Annotated in this window: 14 protein-coding genes and 1 pseudogene; 5 read left to right on the forward strand and 10 right to left on the reverse strand. The window is 65.5% G+C overall.

From position 1 onward, the window contains the following. Positions 1-105: 105 nt before the first annotated feature. On the forward strand, positions 106-1,575 hold the full coding sequence (locus NBT81_RS04775; RefSeq protein ID WP_338741415.1) for a PAS domain-containing sensor histidine kinase: 1,470 nt from the start codon (positions 106-108) through the stop codon (positions 1,573-1,575). Between the two features lie 17 nt (positions 1,576-1,592). Here NBT81_RS04775 and pheA read toward each other — a convergent pair whose 3' ends face one another. The 4 genes and pseudogenes from pheA to NBT81_RS04795 form a co-directional block, all read right to left on the reverse strand. Next, positions 1,593-2,396, reverse strand: coding sequence for a prephenate dehydratase (gene pheA, locus NBT81_RS04780; RefSeq protein ID WP_338741416.1), 804 nt, complete (start codon positions 2,394-2,396; stop codon positions 1,593-1,595). A 40-nt stretch (positions 2,397-2,436) separates the two neighbouring features. Then, the gene (locus tag NBT81_RS04785) at positions 2,437-3,837 is read right to left on the reverse strand and encodes a sensor histidine kinase (RefSeq protein WP_338741418.1); all 1,401 of its coding nucleotides are present in this window, start codon (positions 3,835-3,837) and stop codon (positions 2,437-2,439) included. Between the two features lie 45 nt (positions 3,838-3,882). Beyond that, a complete protein-coding gene (hisH, locus tag NBT81_RS04790; RefSeq protein WP_338741419.1) occupies positions 3,883-4,566 on the reverse strand; it encodes an imidazole glycerol phosphate synthase subunit HisH in 684 nt (227 codons plus the stop codon). Between the two features lie 345 nt (positions 4,567-4,911). Then, a pseudogene (locus NBT81_RS04795) lies at positions 4,912-6,392 on the reverse strand (methyl-accepting chemotaxis protein). Positions 6,393-7,839: 1,447 nt separating this feature from the next. On the opposite strand from NBT81_RS04795, the gene NBT81_RS04800 reads away from it, so the two are divergent. Beyond that, positions 7,840-10,737, forward strand: a complete 2,898-nt coding sequence (locus NBT81_RS04800; protein WP_338741423.1) for a DUF6517 family protein — start codon at positions 7,840-7,842, stop codon at positions 10,735-10,737. Positions 10,738-11,777: 1,040 nt separating this feature from the next. Here NBT81_RS04800 and NBT81_RS04805 read toward each other — a convergent pair. From NBT81_RS04805 to NBT81_RS04815, 3 genes are read right to left on the reverse strand one after another with little or no spacing between them, the layout of a single operon-like run. Continuing rightward, complete coding sequence (locus tag NBT81_RS04805; RefSeq protein WP_338741424.1) at positions 11,778-12,383, reverse strand: uracil-DNA glycosylase; 606 nt, start codon at positions 12,381-12,383, stop codon at positions 11,778-11,780. A gap of 24 nt (positions 12,384-12,407) precedes the next feature. Then, a complete protein-coding gene (locus NBT81_RS04810) occupies positions 12,408-12,983 on the reverse strand; it encodes a DUF99 family protein (RefSeq protein ID WP_338741426.1) in 576 nt (191 codons plus the stop codon). After that, positions 12,980-13,156, reverse strand: coding sequence for a DUF5786 family protein (locus NBT81_RS04815; RefSeq protein ID WP_338741428.1), 177 nt, complete (start codon positions 13,154-13,156; stop codon positions 12,980-12,982). The genes NBT81_RS04810 and NBT81_RS04815 overlap by 4 nt, the downstream gene beginning before the upstream one ends. Before the next feature lie 88 nt (positions 13,157-13,244). On the opposite strand from NBT81_RS04815, the gene NBT81_RS04820 reads away from it, so the two are divergent. Next, entirely contained in the window at positions 13,245-13,856 is a 612-nt protein-coding gene (locus tag NBT81_RS04820; protein WP_338741430.1) for an MBL fold metallo-hydrolase, read from the forward strand. On the opposite strand, the gene NBT81_RS04825 is transcribed toward NBT81_RS04820, so the two are convergent. After that, positions 13,853-14,002, reverse strand: coding sequence for a 50S ribosomal protein L40e (locus NBT81_RS04825; RefSeq protein ID WP_338741431.1), 150 nt, complete (start codon positions 14,000-14,002; stop codon positions 13,853-13,855). The two genes, NBT81_RS04820 and NBT81_RS04825, sit on opposite strands and share 4 nt — an antisense overlap. Positions 14,003-14,102: 100 nt before the next feature. On the opposite strand from NBT81_RS04825, the gene NBT81_RS04830 reads away from it, so the two are divergent. Both NBT81_RS04830 and NBT81_RS04835 read left to right on the forward strand, forming a co-directional pair. Continuing rightward, the gene (locus NBT81_RS04830; protein WP_338741432.1) at positions 14,103-14,558 is read left to right on the forward strand and encodes a TRAM domain-containing protein; all 456 of its coding nucleotides are present in this window, start codon (positions 14,103-14,105) and stop codon (positions 14,556-14,558) included. Positions 14,559-14,634: 76 nt separating this feature from the next. Then, complete coding sequence (locus NBT81_RS04835) at positions 14,635-15,102, forward strand: Tfx family DNA-binding protein (RefSeq protein ID WP_338741433.1); 468 nt, start codon at positions 14,635-14,637, stop codon at positions 15,100-15,102. Here NBT81_RS04835 and NBT81_RS04840 read toward each other — a convergent pair. Together NBT81_RS04840 and NBT81_RS04845 are read right to left on the reverse strand one after the other, a co-directional pair. Then, complete coding sequence (locus NBT81_RS04840; RefSeq protein WP_338741434.1) at positions 15,099-16,112, reverse strand: mannose-1-phosphate guanylyltransferase; 1,014 nt, start codon at positions 16,110-16,112, stop codon at positions 15,099-15,101. The two genes, NBT81_RS04835 and NBT81_RS04840, sit on opposite strands and share 4 nt — an antisense overlap. 42 nt (positions 16,113-16,154) lie before the next feature. Beyond that, complete coding sequence (locus NBT81_RS04845; protein ID WP_338741436.1) at positions 16,155-16,427, reverse strand: DUF7091 family protein; 273 nt, start codon at positions 16,425-16,427, stop codon at positions 16,155-16,157. Positions 16,428-16,473: the final 46 nt, after the last annotated feature.

Below are 16,473 nucleotides of genomic sequence, written 5' to 3' on the forward strand. Positions count from 1 at the left end.
CAGCCACTGATACCGCCACAACGAGTCGTATCCGTCGATCAATGTTCCCTATCCCCACCGGTAAGTGGCTATTACCTATGCGTCTCCACGGAGTGGAGACCCTCCGTGAACGGGACGCGTTGTCGGGTCGCCGGTGCCGCCGCAGTCGGGGGGATCGGACTGGCGCTACTCGCGGTTCGACTCCGGTTCGGGAGCCTCCCCCGGGCCACGCCGGTCAGCGACGTCGCTCCCGTCGGCCTCGCTCTCGTCTTGTTCGTCGTCGCCGGCTGGCTTCCCCGGAGCGACCTCGCCGCACTCCCCGTGTTCTACATCCCCGCGGCGACCGTCGGCGGGATGGCCGCCGTCGCCGCCTTCACCACTTTCGTCACGACGGAACTCCTCCCCGCGACGACCACCGTCCCGACGACCATCCTCCTGTTGAACTTCGTCAGCGCCGGCGGTGCCCTCGGTCTCGTCGCCGGACTGCTGGCGGCGACGACGTGGACGCTCCGAACCCGGACGGCGCAACTCCGGCGCTCTCGCGACGAGTATCGGGAACTCTTCGACGGGATCGGCGACGCGGTCGTCGTCCACGACACCCGTGGTCGTATTATCGCGGCCAACGACGCGGCGACCGACAGGCTGGGCGACGACACGGCGCTCACCGACCGTCGGATCACCGATATCGAGGGCGACGAGGTTCGGTCCCGGGTCGTCATCGACGACCGAATCGTCTACGAGACGGCCCACACCACCGCCGACGACGAGACGGTCCCCGTCGAGATGAGTGCCCGATACGTCCGGTACTGCGGGTCGCCGGCCGTACTCTCGGTGGCCCGGAACGTGAGCCGTCGCCGCGCCTCCGAGCGCCAACTGAGCGAAGCCCGGGATCGGCTCCGAGCGCTCAACCGCGTCCTTCGTCACGACATCCGCAACGACATGCAGATCGTCCTCGGGACGGCGGGACTCCTCGACGAGCGACTCGGCGACGACACCGCGCGGGACCACCTCCGAACCATCGTCGATACCGGGGAACACGTCGTCGAACTCACCCGGAGCTCGCGCGACCTCGAACGGACGCTCGGCGGCGAGGAGCCCCCCCCGCTCCACCCGGTATCGCCCGCCGAGACGATCGAATCCGAACTCGACCGCTGCCGGTCCGCCTTCGATCACGCCACCTTCGTCGTCGAGAGCGACCTCCCCGACGTGACCGTCCGCGCGAACGACCTGCTCTCGTCGGTCTTCCGGAACCTCCTGAACAACGCCGTCCAGCACAGCGATCGGGACGACCCCACAGTGACGGTCTCGGGCGAGCGACGCGACGATCGGGTCGTCGTCCGCATCGCCGACGACGGCCCCGGGATTCCGGCGGAGCGACGGCAGTCGGTCTTTCGGAAGGACGAGACGGGCCTCGGCAGTGAGGGGACGGGGCTGGGACTGTACTTGGTCTCGACCCTCGTCGACCAGTACGGCGGTGACGTGTGGATCGAGGACAACGATCCACGGGGCACCGTGGTCGCGGTCGAACTGTGCGTCGAGACGGCGGCCGATGGAGCGGCGTCGAACGGGGCGGTGCGGGACGAGGCCTCCCGGTGAGCGCCCGGATCACCGGATCAGACGACGTGTCGGGTGTCGTAAGAGCCCAGTCGACGGACCCAGCCGTCGTCGGCGATGTCCGAGACGTCCTCGACGGCCGCGCGGGCGTGGTCCTCGTACAGTCCCGCCTCGAAGTCGATGTGGAAGAGGTAGTCACCGAGGCGGTCGCCCGTGGGTCGGGACTCCACGCGCGAGAGGTTGATGTCGCGGTCGGCGAAGGCCTCCAGCAGTTCAAGCAACAGCCCGGGGTAGTTCGCGTTCGGGTTGACGATGATCGTTGACTTGCCGCCGGCGTCGGACCGCTCTCCGGCTGGTGCGATGACGAAAAACCGAGTGGCGTTGGAGCTTCGGTCCTGGATGTCCTCCGCGAGCACCCGCAGGTCGTCGCCGGCGTTGTCGGGGTGGGCGATGGCGGCGACCGCGTCGTCGTCGCGGGAGCGTTCGACGCCGCGTGCAGTGCTCGCGACCGCCTCGAGGTTCACGTCTGGGTACTCCGATTCGAGGAAGCCCCGACACTGGGCGAGCGCCTGCGAGTGGCTGGCGACGACGTCGAACGACTCCCCGGCCGCGATCAGGGCGTGGCGGATGGGGGTGACGACCTCCTCCACGACGCTCACCTCGTGGCTCGAGAGCGCGTCGAGTGTCTCGGTGACGCTCCCCTCGATGCTGTTCTCGATGGGGACGACGCCGCGCCGGTAGTCGCCGGCCGCCACCGCCTCGACGATTGCGGTCACGGATTCGCTGAACGTGACCTCGTCGGCGACAGCCCGCGCGGCCCGGTGGGAGTAGGTCCCTTCCGGTCCGAGCGTGATGGCTTTCATGCCACGAGGGTGGCGGGGAGAGCGGAAAAACGCGTCGGGTCTACGCGCGGTCGAGGCGAACGACGAAGACGCTCCCTTCGGGGTCGTTGTCCTCGACCCACACGTCACCGCCGTACTCCTCGACGAGGGTGTAGACCAGGTACAGCCCCAACCCCGTCCCCTCGCTATCCAGTCCCTTCTCGCCTTTGCCGAACACCGTCTCCTTCCGGTCGTCGTCGATACCCGGCCCATCGTCTGCGATGCGAACGGTCGCCGTTTCGTCGTCCGCTTCGGCGGTGACGGTGACGGTCGGCTCCGCCCGGTCGCTGTGCTGGACGGCGTTGTTCAGCAGGTTCCCGAAGACGGAGCCGAGCATGTCGTTCGCGACCACCTCGACCAGTGGGACGTTTCCACGGATTCGTATCGTCGCGTCCGGATACGCCGAGACCGCCTCCCGAACCTCCCTGTCCAAGACGTACGACAGGTTCGTCGGTTCGAGATCGGGCCCCGTCTCGGAGAGGAGCGTCTCCATCAGGTCACCCATCACGTCCGTCAGTTCGATCACGTGCTGGGATCGGCTCCGGATCGTCTCCAGTTGGGGGCGGGCTGCCTCGTCCACCGCGTCGTCCAGCAAGTCCGTCATCCCTTCGACGAGTTGGATGTCGTTACGGATATCGTGGCGGACGATCCGGTTGAGGAGTTCGAGTCGCTCGTTTTGCTCCTCGAGCACCCGCTGGTGCTCGCGGGTCTGTGTCACGTCCTTGATGGCGCCGTCGACGTAGGCGTCGTCGTCGGCGTTCTCGAAGTAACAGACAGTGACCAGCCCCCAGAACGCCTCGTCGGTGTGGGTCCTGAACTCGAATTTCTCCGTGCGGACGCCGCCGTCGGCGGCCTCGTCGAGGAACTCCACCCAGTCGGTGGGGTCGGCGTACCCCTTCGCCACCTCGGTCGACAGGAGCGTAGCCTTCGAGTGGGCATCGAACAGCTCGACCATCGTCGGGTTGACTTCGAGGAAGGTGCCGTCCGGTTCGGCAGCCGCCCGGAAGATGCCCGTCGGGACGTGTTCGACCAGTTCCTCGAACCGAGCGAGTTCGTTCCGCCGCCGCCGCCGTTCGGTGACGTCCCGGACTGTCGTCAGCACGCACGGCTCCCCGGAGAGGTCGATCCGCGACGCCGACAGCTCCGCCCAGAACGGCTCCTCGTCGCGGCGCTTCATCCGACGCTCTACGGTCCCCTCGTCGACGACCGACGGGGCGGTCTCCGAGGGGTGGCCGTCGGCGACGAGGTCGGTGACCCGCCGACCGACGAGTTCGTCCCGGTCGAACCCGCTCAATTCGACGAACCGGTCGTTGACGTCGTGGACGACGCCGCTGTCCGGTTCGTGAACGAGCAGCCCGTCCGAGACGTGATCGAAGAGCTCACGATACCCTCCCTCGACACCGACCGTGAGCGGTTCCGTCACGCTCGCCGTTTCGATGCGGCCGATATAAAAAATAGCCTCCGATTATCAGCGTTTGGAACAGACGTCGACGAAGTTGCGCAGGATCGTCAACCCCGTCTCGCCGCTCTTCTCGGGGTGGAACTGCGTCCCGAACACGGTACCAGCCTCGTTTCCGATCACTGCGGGGAAGGTGCGGCCGTGATCGGTCGTGGCCACGACCGCCCGGTCGTCGTTCGGGGCGGCGTAGTACGAGTGGACGAAGTAGGCGTACTCGCCGTCGACGGAGCCGCCGCGCCCGCCCTCGACGCCGGTTACGAGCGGATGGTCGCGCTCGACGGAGAGTTCGTTCCAACCCATGTGGGGAACCTTCTGTCCCTCGTCGAACCGGACGTTCCGACCGGGGACGAAGTCGAGGCCGACGACTTCGCCTTCGCCGGCGTGGTCGGCCTCCTCGCTCGACGTCAGGAGCATCTGCATCCCCAGACAGATGCCGAAGACCGGCTGTCCGCGCTCGACGGAGTCGGTCAATGCCTCCCGGTACGGCCCGGCGTTCTCCATTCCCTCGCGGAACGCGCCGACCCCCGGCAGGACGACGCCGTCGGCGGCGGCGAAGTCGTCGGGGTCGTCGGTGATCGTCACGTCCGCGCCGGCGCGTTCGAGGCCGCGCGTGGCCGACCGGAGGTTGCCGAGGCCGTAGTCGACGATGACCACGTCCGCGAGCGCCCCCGCCGGCGGTTCGGACAGGCTCATACCACCCCTTCGTCGGCGGCCGACAAGTGGGTTTCCGTTCGATCGGTCGACGTATCGTCGGCGGTCGTCCAAGGGTAATTCGATGACTTCTTCACCGGGCTCGACAGCTGCCACCATCGCCGCTGGGACGTCGTTTCCACGGTTGTGGAGTGTTGCGAGTACCTAGTCGCCACTCATCCCGGGCCCCCCGTCGGTCAAGTAGCACTACATCGACTTTGTCACTTCTCGTGTCCAGTACCTCTTGACCTGTACTCGCTGTGAAAATCCCGCAGCTATCCTTCAGTGACCCAATACACGTTCCAGACGACTGTGAGTGGCTACTACGGATGGCCAAATATACTCTCGTCAGCCAGTTACGGCGATGTCTGTGTTCTGGTCGTGACGTTCCGTACCGAGTCTTCGAGTTCCTGCAGCATCGTCGTTTGTGCTTCAGTATTTGACACGATTTGGTCGACCGACTGTGAAATCTCATCAGACATCTCGACCGCCTCATCGATCATCGCGGCGATCTCCTCCGCACTCGCAGCCTGATCGTTGGTCGCATCCGAAACCTGCCCGATGCCCTCCGTCGCCTCCGTAATCGCAGCCACGATTTCGTCGAACCGAGTCATCGCATCCTCGACCTGGTCGATTCCCTCCTCGATCTGTTCGGTCGTCGCCACCAGATTCGAGACCGTCTCGTCGGTCTCCGACTGTATCTCGTTCACCATCTCCTCGATATCACTGGCGTGCTCCTGAGACTCCTCGGCAAGATCCTTGACCTCGTCGGCCACCACCGCAAATCCGTCACCGGCTTCCCCAGCCCGTGCCGCCTCGATCGACGCGTTCAACGCCAACATGTTCGTCTGCTCGGCGATATCCGAAATCACCTCCACGATCTCGTCGATGTCGTCGATCCGGCGTTGAAGCCCCTGAACGTCATCCGCAACGTCGTCCGCCGACATCGCAACGTCTTCCATCACATCGACAGCGTCATCCGCAGCACTGTTCCCCGACTCCGCGAGATCCGTCGCGTGTTCGCTCGTCTCGACGACCTCGTCAGCTGTCGATGCAATCTCTTCGACAGTCGCCGAGAGATTCGACACCTCGTCAGCGATGGTATTCATACTCTCAGCCTGGTCGGTAGTCACCGAGTTGATCTCCTCGGAGCGTTCCGCCACAGCTTCCGATGACTGCTTGATTTGAGTGACGTCCTCGTAGACCTCGGTAATATGCTCCTCGAGAGCGGCACCCATCTCATTCAACTCGTCGACAATTCCGAGGAACTCGTCCTCGAGGAGTGTGTCTTCTCGGTTATACTCGACGCGCGCCGAGAACTCTCCCGCTCCGTAGGCATCAATAGTATCGACGAGCTCAGTGAACAGCGTCTCGAGCTCCTGTTGATACCGGGCGGAATCCGAGCGATCCTGAACGATTTCTAGGACACCGATGAACTCCTCGTTCCGGTAGACTGGCGTCGCGAGGAACCAGATCTCGGTCCCGTCGATAACGCTCGTATCTTCGTAGACGTATTCACCGCTCAACAGCGCGTACTCTTGATTTGCAAGCGAGACGCCGTCGTATTCCTCGTGGGTGGCGTCGGGCCGTTCGACGACTTTCTCAGCGAGCGTCAACGATCGCTGGTCTGCGCCGTACAACTCTGCCCCAAGAGCCGTACTACCCAGAACTTGAGACCGGGGCGCGTTCAGCAGTTCGGCAATTTGCTCGTCCCACGCAACGACCTGTCCGTCGTCATCGAGTGCGAACGCTGGCAGATCGAGTGTATCGAGAACGACTTGTAAACTGTACTGCGTTGAGGGACTGGCTTCGAGATCGGCCTGACCCATACACCTCGCTTGGTTGATTGGATATATAAATGGGGCGAGTATTCCTATGGATTGATACTGAGTAATCTGTATTGTGGGTGAAGCGACTGTTAACAAGTGAACACGGCGTTTCGGGGGTACGCTGGGCACGTGACGACACTCCGGCACCAGTGGAGACTGCCTCTCCAGGGCCCAGCGAATCACTCTATAGTAGCCTTTGTAAGTCATCACACACCTGATCGCATGACTGCGTTCGATCAGGTGTGCGGACAGTTACAAACGCTACTATAGTCAGCACCCTGGAAGATTCGCGTCCCGAACAGATCCGGGAATTCACTCAACTCCGCCGTCGGTTCCACGAAAGCAGGCGTAGAAGATAGCATAAGGAGCCATCGCCGCTCAAGGAACTGTCTGACAACGTATATGTAGGGGTATCGAAACCTCGGTAACTGGAATATGGCCGTTTCGCTCACAGATCCAGCATGTGTGGACTTACGAGCCACGATAATAGGCACTCTAAATTACAAACACGCCAGGAATTGTACGAAACTCGAAGAATCTACGGGCGGACCCTGGTGCCACGCACACGTCGACGAAACCCGTCTCGACGTGGGAGTGATCTGTCCAAAACACATGCTCGCAGGATTCTCACTGAAGCACCAGGCCACGGCACTAATACCCTCCCACGGCTAAAACTACGGAAGTCCCGGACACAGGCCGGGCAGTCCACGGCGGGAGGGTCCCCACTCGTACGCGGTGGGATTGTGGGCCGTGCCAGCACGGCTCCCAACCGAGATAGCGGGTTTCATCGACCCCCGCGAAGGGTGTGTCTCCCTCCCTCGGAATCACAACCGACGAACGCGGAAACAATCAACGATTCGCTGGCTGTCGGCTTCACGCTGCGACTGACGTCGTGGACTTCCGCCGCGACACTCGATACCTCGAACTAATACGACCCAGACCCACTCTATTACCGACCGAGTCCGTCCAAACAGCCGCTAGGTGGATTCGTCGTCAAGACGGGTGACACTGTCCTGGATTTCTCGTATGTTGGCGGCTTGTTCTTCGTTTGCGGCTGCGATATCCCCTACCTGGGCGGCGACTCGTTCGGACTGCTTTACTTGCTCGTCGATTATGCTGGCGGATTGGGCGTACCGCCGAATTTTGCCGAATAGAAGTCGCGTCTCGGTTACGGGACTGGCGTCCTTCCTGTGTTACATGCAGAGTGGCCTATCCGCCGATAGGAGCGGCCCGCTGAATAGAAGGCTGGAAGACCGTATTACTCACAGTCGTCTCCATATATTTATTAATAGGGACTGCCATGTAGCCCACCATGTCAATAGTTACAAATACCAGGAAAAGACGATCGAGAGGTGGAGTCCACGACCGGTATGCGTCGGGTCCGCCTCGACCCACGGGGCGGCATGGCTAATCGGAGGAGTGAACTCCCGGAGAGGTGTGACGGACGATGACTGACCGCGAGGAGGACGCGGGTGACAAGACTGACCGAAGGGGGTCTGTGCTGCCGTCGCGGCGGGCACTGCTGTCGTCCGTCGCCGCCATCGGCACAGCAACCGGCCTCGCAGGCTGTTCGAATCCGTTCGGAGGTGTCAGGTCTGTGGCGGCCACGCCGGTTGTCCTCTCCCCACGCGGACAGGGGCTGCTCGGGCTGTCGGCGTTCGAGTTCGAGGCGACGACCCGGACGGTGACCCCGGAGGACGCCCCGGCGGAGGTGGAAGTGACCAGCTACCTCGCGGTCCACGGCGGCCCGGAGGAGCCCGACCGACTCCCGGTACGGTTCGACGTCAGCGAGTCGGCCGCCCACGCGCTGGGCACACTCGCCGTGCCCGCACCCGACCTCCTCGGCCAGAGCCTCAACCCGGTCGCCGAACAGCCGTTCCCCGAACTCCTGACCGGCGAGCGCGGCCGACGGTTGGTCAGCCGCGCGGGCGTCCTCGACAGCCCGGAGTTCGACTGGGTCCGGGGACCGACGCGGGTTGGCACCGACGACGGCGAACTGCTCGGGACGGGGACGACCGCCGAAAGCTATCTCGGCGTCGTCTCCGACGGCGACGCCACCCGGACGCTGCTGAGCCAGCTTACCCGGGTCGACAACGAAGGAGACGTGGTGCTGGTCGGCGAGTTCGTCTGGCGTGCCACCCCTGCGGGCGCCATCGAGACGGACGAGGACTGCGCCGACGACGATTGCCAGCTGCCGATCGAACAGTTGGGGGCGTTCTTGGACCGGCTCACGACCGGTTGGGGGCACGTCGACATCTGCGGTCCGCTGAGCGACGATCCGACCGGCGGTGTGGGCGCCTGCGAGTTCGACACCCCCACGGCGGTCCCACAGCTCTCGGTGACGAACGTCCGGGTCGTCCAGCAGGTCGAGAGTACCCGCGTCGAGGAGACGGGTAGCAACCCGACGATCAGGCACCAAGAGCCGGATCCGGACCTCGTACGGGGAGAGAACTCCGCCGTTGTCTTCGAGTTCGACACGCTCGACAACCTCGACGCGATGGGGTCGGGCACCGAGTTCCATATCGACGTGTTCAGCGGCGACTCCGGCGGAAACGCCCGCTATCAGCGGGCGGGGACGATCAGCCTCTCGAAGAACGACCTCGAGGACATCGCCGGGGGCGAGCACACCATCTCCGTGCTGCACGACCTCTCGAAGTTCGGGAGCGACGGCAATCCGGTGTTCGAACTGGAGACCGGCGAGGTGAAGTTCAGCCCTCGGTCGTCGGGGTACGTCCTCGACTCCGGGGTCAAGACGACCCACGTCGTCCTCCCGAAAAACATCAGGGATGTCGCGCCACTGCGGGTGGGGTTCATCCCCCTCGTGGACGCCCCACGGAGCCTGTTCAAGAGTCCGGGCGACAGGTACGGCGACGCGAGTGGGCTGCCGAGGGTCCCGCTGGACACGTACAAGACCATGACGGAGTACCTCCAGCGGGTGTACCCCGGTGACGTCGTCACCTACCTCCACCAGAATCAGCCGTTCCCCGGCGACGCGACGAAGGCGCTGGGCGGAATGAACAAGGAGATGGCCGAGGTGGACAACGCGCTGCACAACATCGCGACCGGCGGCTGGCTGACCAACGGCAATTTCCCGAACGGCGGGACACTGCGGACGGACGGCCGCAACCGGTCGGCAGTGGTCTCTGACATCCGGCAGAACGGGTTCGACGTTACCGTAGCCATCGTTCCGGGCGTCGCCGTCAACAACTCCGGCGCGTCCGACTACTACGGCTACCACGGCAATCCCGACTGGGCCGGCGTGGCGTTCGGCGCCAACGCCGCCGTCTCGTCCGTCGGCGTGCTCCCGAGCGGCGACGGCCAGGCGGTTAGCCACACGGTCGCCCAGGAAATCGGCCACTTCTTTCAGGACGACTACCTCGGACCGTCGCCGGACCACCCGATGGCACAGCGCCGCGACAGCGATACGAACGCGGCCGCCAACGGCGACCCCCTCGACGCATCCCACGCCCGCCACAAGGGCTCCAGCAACGACGGCATCAGCGGGAAGGACGATCCGGGCGTCGAATCGGTCGGCTACGACCTGGAGGACGGGTTCCGCAACGTCCAGTTGTTCACGAACTACGACGGGAGCTTCGAGAGCCGGGGGCGGACGCCGTACAACAGCATGGATACCGTCCCGAGCTACATGAGCTACACCGGCGTCGACTCGGAGGTGTGGGCCGACGCCCGCATCCACCAGCAGCTCATCGACACCGGAACCGGCGAGCAGTGGAACGCTGGCCTGTTCGGCAACAGCAACGCCAACACGATGCTGACGGCGACGGGCCGGGTCGCGGAGGACGGCACCGTCCGGTACGAGGACGTGTGGACGATGGAGGGGTACGAGCGCTACGTCGACGACGAGGCCAACCCCGTCGAGGTCGCACTCCTCGGTCCCGACAGGGAGGAACTGGTCAGTGCCCGCGTCCCGGTGGCGGTGGGCGCCACCCACGACCACAGCCACGCCGAGACGCCACACCAGCCGATGTTCACTCTCCCATTCGAGTCGGGTGGAGTGCACGTCCGGACCACCTACGACGATCGCACGACAACGATGAACCCAGTGGTGCGCAGCGTCCGCGACGCCGTCCGACGGGTCCCTGATCGGGGGTTCGCCGGGGAGCACGATGCCGCCCGGAAGCGAATCGGGGCGGCGCTGGAAGAGGTCGCCGGTGCGATGGCGAGGGGTGACTACGACGAGGCAGCGGCCGTGATGGACGGCGAAGTCCGCGAGCGCATCGGGGAGTCCCTCGTCGAGTACGAGGCGGCGCTCGACCAGCGAACGCCGGCCGCAATGGCGGACCTACTTGACAAGATGGTCGAACGGCTGGTGGCGGCCCGATAGCGACTGCCGTAGCTCCGAGGACCCTTCCGGACAATCACGCAGTCGGTGATCGAACTAACGTGGCGAGATATATCTCCCGAAGGCCTCGCCGAGGCCCACAAACGGGGATGGGTTCCAGCGGCTGTACCGAATCGAAGCCGCGTATACAGCGGTTCTACCCGAGAGCCACGGTGGGCGATCCGGAAGGCGTTGGGCGGCTCTCTAAGTCTGCAAGTCACTGAGTTGACACGGAAAGAAATAATACGGGCGACTTGTAAACTCTGTCATGACAACAATTAACAAAGGAATCTGGATGTGGCGTCAAGTGAAGCGAATTATCTCCGCCGGGTTGTTCGGTGGAGGCGCCTATCTGCTGTACACCGGGGACGTCCAAGGACCCGTAATGCTGTTTTTCGGGGCATTGCTGGCCGGCGGGGGGTTGTTCGGGGCACTGTTCCCATCAAAGGTAAACTTCTTCGGGGATTCGGGGGATGACGCATATTAGCGTGACGAATGGTCTCCATTCAAGCCAACAGTGTGACCGTAGGACACCCGAGACGAACGGCGTATCACGCCGGACGCTCGCGCTGTATGTCCCAGCGTCCTCCCGATAGCTGCTTGAGTGTTCGGTTCATCCGTGCTGCATAGCGGGCGCGAGTGCAGCGAGGAGCACGGAGAGGCGTCGGTACAAGCCACGACCCACGATCGGGTCTGTGGTCCAGTCACCACCACTTATTTTCAACTTACAATAGAGTAGAATCTACGATGGTTCGACGAAGGTCAACGGAGATCCGACATTCCCCAAGGAGTTGACTGATCTCGGCGAGCAACGGGCCGCCGAATTCTACGATTCAATATGATGCCAGCAGTCTGCCCTCCCCCTCCGTGCGCATTTTCACTCTTGACTACTGTCTGCGGGCGAACTTTGGCCCTCAGCGGTCGTGCTGTATACAGCCTCTGTATCTTGCACCGCCCGCCAGAACAATATCTAATCCAACACTCATTCCCCGGATAGCACCGCAGCAACTCTCCTGTGACTATCCCTCTGACGTGCTAGTTGGCTACGACGATTCCTCTCGGTACTCCCCGAGGCGAGACTGATCGCCCCCCGCGGCACCCACCAGATCGGCCGCCGTCGCGATGGCCGCTTCGAACGCGTCACGCTGGCTCCCGTCGTACAGCGTCGCCGCCGGATGGAGACAGACGAGTACCCGTCGCCGCCGACCGCCGATCCGCGCGTCGACCACCGACCCCGCCTCCCGGGTGACCGCCACCGCGCGGTCGAGTAGGCGCTCGCCCGGCACCTTCCCCAGCGTGACGACGAGGTCCGGATCGACGCCCTCGATCTCGCGTTCCAGAAACCCCGCGCAGTTGTCGAGTTCCTCGACCCGCGGGTCGCGGTTCTCCGGCGGCCGGCACCGAACGCAGTTGGTGATGCGCACGTCGGCCCGGTCGAGTCCGGCGTCCCGGAGAGCGTCGTCGAGGACCGTCCCCGACCGGCCGACGAAGGGTTCGCCCCGTTCGTCCTCGGTCGCACCGGGCCCCTCCCCGACGAACAGGAGGGCGGCGTCGTCCGGTCCGACCCCGTTGACGATCCGACTCCGCGACTCGACGAGCGCCGGGCACCGCTCACAGGCACACACGTCGGCTCCGTCGGTGTCGACCATACCGAAACCCCGGGGGCCGTCGGCTTAAGCCTCCTCGTCCACGCCACCCCGGAACCGCCGGGCGGCCCGCGCCCCGAGTCGCGCCACGCGAAGCGGTTCGGGCCGACCGCCCTCGGGTGTGAACGCGCGGACCAGTTCCGCCGCTCGGTCCCCGTCGACACCGACAGCCCGGACGTACACCGTCTCGCCGTTCACGTCGAGTCGGCGGCGCGGCGGCTGATCGCGGTACGTGGACAGCCGACGGTCCAGCGCGTCATCGGAGAACGCCTCGCGGAGCGCCGGTTCGAGTCCGGGACTCGACTCGAAGGACACCGAGAGCACGGGACGGTCCGTCGCCGCCGAGAGTCCGTGCAGGTCGACGACGTTGAACCACGCGGGAGCGATACCGGAGAGCAGGATCCAGCGGACGTCGTCGCGCCCCACTCGGTCGTGGAGCGACACGAGGGTGTCGGTGGCGTCGGTCCCGCCGACGGAACACGATCCGAACCCGAACCCATCGACGACGCGGTCCGCCCGAACGACGGCCCCGCAGAGCACGCTTCGCTCGTCGTCGCCGGCGAACGACTCGGCGATGCCGAGCGAACGCGCCCCCGCCTTCACTCGTCTTTGATGTCTTCGAGACGGTCCAGCAGTTCGTCGTTCGACGCGCCGATTTCGAACTCGACCGATCCGCTGTGGTCGGCCTCGGACGTTTCGACCCCCTCGTTGTCGTCGAGGTCGGCGTCTAGCTCCTGGTTCTCCTGTTCGGATTCATCGTAACTTCCGAAGCCCATACGTGTGGGACTAATGGACGCACGTTCAAAAAAGTGTACCCGGGGGGCGACCGGCCGGTTTTTGTCGACGCCGCGCCCTCGTGTGGGTATGGCCGTCGTCAACGTCACAGCCGACGCCGAGGAGTTCACCTGCAACGCCTACCTGCTCACGGGCGAGAACCCGGCGCTCGTCGACGCCGGCACGATGCCCGGGGTGGTGGAGGTGGTCGAGGACCACGTCGACGACCTGGAGACGGTGGTGCTCACCCACCAGCACGCCGACCACGTCGGTGAGTTGGACGCCGTCGTCGACGCGTTCGATCCCGAGGTGTACGCGTACGCCGACCATCCGCTGCGGGACCACGGCCTCGCTGACGGCGGGACGGTCACCCTCGACGGCGAGACGTTCGAGGCAGTCTACACGCCCGGTCACGCCGACGACCACGTCTCGCTGGTCGGCGACCGGACGCTGTTCAGCGGCGACGTGGTCGTCTACAACGACGGCGCGTTCGACGACGGGAGTTTCGGCCGGACGGACATGGCCGGGCAGTCGCGCGAACGGTTGATCGGGAGTCTGGAGACGCTACTGGAGCGGCTTCCGGAGACGGTCGAGTCGATGTACGCCGGCCACGGCGACCCGTTCCACGCCGACGAGGAGAGCGTGCGGACGGTGATCGAACGGGCGCTCTCGCGGGCCGAGCGTCGAGAACCGAAGTACTAGGCGCTGCGTCGCTCTTTGGCCTTGGGTCGGAGCTTCTTGTAGCCACACTTCCGGCAGCTCTCGGCCCGGGCCGCGTTGCGTGCGTTACACCGCATGCAGATCTGTTTGTCGAGCATCCGCTTTTCCGCCGCCTCGAACTTAGCCATACGCCACGGTTTCCGGGCGACAGATATAACGCTTGCGAGTGTCCCCGAGCGACGGCGGCCACAACACAAGCGTTTAGACGGCCGGTGGAGTAGTTCATCTATGGCGAACTGTCCACTCGCCGACGACTGCCCCAGTTTCTCCGAGCGCATTCAGGGGATGGGGTGTCAGCACTACGGCGACCGCGGGGGGGCGGAGTGGTGTAACCACTACGATATGCCCATCTCCGACCTGAAACAGCAACCGGTGAAACCGGGTGAGGAACTCGTCGTCGAGGTGACCGACATCCACGAGAGCGGCGCGGGCGTCGGCCGCACCGAGGACGGCTTCATCGTCCTCGTCGACGGGACGCTCCCGCCGGCCCGCGCCCGCGTCCGCGTCGACCGGGTGAAGGCGAACCACGCGACGGCCGCGGAGGTCGAGCGACTTCCGGACGACGAGGACGCCGAGGATGACGTCGAGGCCGAGACCGGCGTGGACGACGACGACGAGGACGCCGCCGACGACTCCGGGCGGCCCGAGCAGTTGGGCAGCCGGGACAACTTCTGGGGCGGTTGAGCGGCGACGCCGGAGGGATGTCGGCGGTGGACAGTCCGAAGTGTACCTTTTAGGGGCCAAGCATCTACGGTGGAGTATGGACGACGACCCGGACGCGGACGCGCTGCTCGAACGCGCCGGCTTCGACCCCGAGGAGAGCGTGCTGACCCGTCGGCAGGCCGAAGTGCTCGCGCTTCGCGAGCGGGACGTTCGACAGTCGACCATCGCCGACCGACTCGGCACCTCGCGCGCCAACGTCTCCAGCATCGAGTCGAGCGCGCGGGACAACGTGGCGAAGGCCCGGGAGACGGTCGCCTTCGCCGAGGCACTGACCGCGCCGGTTCGCGTCGAGGTCGACGAGGAGACCGACCTCTACGACGTGCCCAAACTCGTCTACGACGCCTGTGACGCCGCGGGCGTCAAGGTGAACCACACGGCCCCGGATCTGATGAAACTCGTCAGCGACGAGGCCGGCGACGCGGTCGTGGGCCGCGAGATTCAGGCTCCGTTGCTCGTCGGCGTCACGACGGACGGCACCGTCCGTGTCCGCCAGTCGACCAACTAGAACTCCCCGCGTCGCTCCAGTTTTGCGACCAGGTCGCGGACACGCTGTGCCTCCTCGGTCGGCACTACGAGCACGCGGTCGTCGTACGCCGCCACGGTCAGCCCCTCGACGCCGACCAGCGACACGTGGACGTCGTCGCCGGCGACGAGGTTGTCCGACGCGTCGACGGTCACGGTCTCGGCGTCGCCGGCGACGACCGTGCCGTCCTCGTCGGCCGGGAGGCATCGACGCAGGGCGTCCCACGCCCCGAGGTCGTCCCACTCGACGGCGAGTGGCACGACGACCACGTCTTCGGCTCGTTCGAACACCGCGTGGTCGACGCTCACCGGGTCGACGGCCTCGAACCCCGCCGCGGCGTCACCGCGATCCAGCGCCTCGACGAGGGGGGCGAGCGGCGTCGATCGCGCCGCCGACAGGAACGCCTCGGGCGTCCACGCGAAGACGCCGCCGTTCCAGTAGTAGCCCGCCTCGACGTACCGGCGGGCGGTGTCGGCCTCCGGTTTCTCGTGAAAGGCGGCCACGTCGGCGTGGTCACCGCGGTCGGTTCCCGGTTCGACGTAGCCGTACCCCGTCTCCGGGCGCGTGGGTTCGACACCGAACGTGACGAGCGATCCCCTCTCTGCGGCCACCCGACACCCCCGTCGTGCCGGCGTCTCGAAGTCGCCGTCGACGTGGTGGTCGCTCGGCACCGCGAGCACCACGGGGTCGTCGAACTGCTCCCGGACGTGGTGGGTGGCGTACGCGAGGGCCGGACCGGTGTCGCGCCCGGCGGGTTCGACGACGACGGTGGCTTCCGGGACGGCCTCGCGCACGGCATCGGCGATCTCCGGGCGCGTCGAGACCACCACCTCGTCGGCGAAGTCGACGCGGGCGACGGTGCGTTCGAGCAGTGACACGTCCTCCGTCCCACCCAGCGAGAGTAGTTGCTTGGGGCGGTCGCTCCGACTCGCGGGGTAGAGCCGCGACCCGGTCCCGCCGGCGAGCACCACCGCGATCAGCGGTCGATCCATGCCCGACACTGGGTCGCCGGTCGGAGAAAAGCCACCGGTCGCTCACCACGTCTCGACGACGCCCTCGCGGACGTCCTCGGCACAGCCCTCACAGTCGGGGTGACCGGCCTCGAAGCAGTCGGGTCGTCCCTCGTCGTCGAGGGCGACGGCCCGCCGGTCGGCCTCGCGCCGGCAGACGATGCGGACCTTCCCCGCCTCGTCTTTCGGGAAATCGCTCTCGACGCGTCCCGCCCGGTAGGCCCGGCGGGCCTCGGCGTAGCGGCGGCCGGCCGAGCGGAAGGTCGTCCGCACGAACCGTTCCAGCCGGTCGTCCATACCCCGGCTCGGGCCGCGAGGCTCAAAGATCCGTCGCCGCCGGTAC

Origin of the sequence: Haloplanus sp. CK5-1, from assembly GCF_037201915.1 — an archaeon.
Classification (GTDB): Archaea; Halobacteriota; Halobacteria; order Halobacteriales; family Haloferacaceae; genus Haloplanus; species Haloplanus salilacus.

What these genes read in the sequence shown, in the direction of transcription:
- pheA (WP_338741416.1), bottom strand. Translation starts at nt 2,396, where the DNA reads ATGAAAGCCATCACGCTCGGACCGGAAGGGACCTACTCCCACCGGGCC.
- hisH (WP_338741419.1), bottom strand. Translation starts at nt 4,566, where the DNA reads ATGAGCCTGTCCGAACCGCCGGCGGGGGCGCTCGCGGACGTGGTCATC.
- NBT81_RS04800 (WP_338741423.1), top strand. Translation starts at nt 7,840, where the DNA reads ATGACTGACCGCGAGGAGGACGCGGGTGACAAGACTGACCGAAGGGGG.
- NBT81_RS04805 (WP_338741424.1), bottom strand. Translation starts at nt 12,383, where the DNA reads ATGGTCGACACCGACGGAGCCGACGTGTGTGCCTGTGAGCGGTGCCCG.
- NBT81_RS04815 (WP_338741428.1), bottom strand. Translation starts at nt 13,156, where the DNA reads ATGGGCTTCGGAAGTTACGATGAATCCGAACAGGAGAACCAGGAGCTA.
- NBT81_RS04820 (WP_338741430.1), top strand. Translation starts at nt 13,245, where the DNA reads ATGGCCGTCGTCAACGTCACAGCCGACGCCGAGGAGTTCACCTGCAAC.
- NBT81_RS04825 (WP_338741431.1), bottom strand. Translation starts at nt 14,002, where the DNA reads ATGGCTAAGTTCGAGGCGGCGGAAAAGCGGATGCTCGACAAACAGATC.
- NBT81_RS04830 (WP_338741432.1), top strand. Translation starts at nt 14,103, where the DNA reads ATGGCGAACTGTCCACTCGCCGACGACTGCCCCAGTTTCTCCGAGCGC.
- NBT81_RS04835 (WP_338741433.1), top strand. Translation starts at nt 14,635, where the DNA reads ATGGACGACGACCCGGACGCGGACGCGCTGCTCGAACGCGCCGGCTTC.
- NBT81_RS04840 (WP_338741434.1), bottom strand. Translation starts at nt 16,112, where the DNA reads ATGGATCGACCGCTGATCGCGGTGGTGCTCGCCGGCGGGACCGGGTCG.
- NBT81_RS04845 (WP_338741436.1), bottom strand. Translation starts at nt 16,427, where the DNA reads ATGGACGACCGGCTGGAACGGTTCGTGCGGACGACCTTCCGCTCGGCC.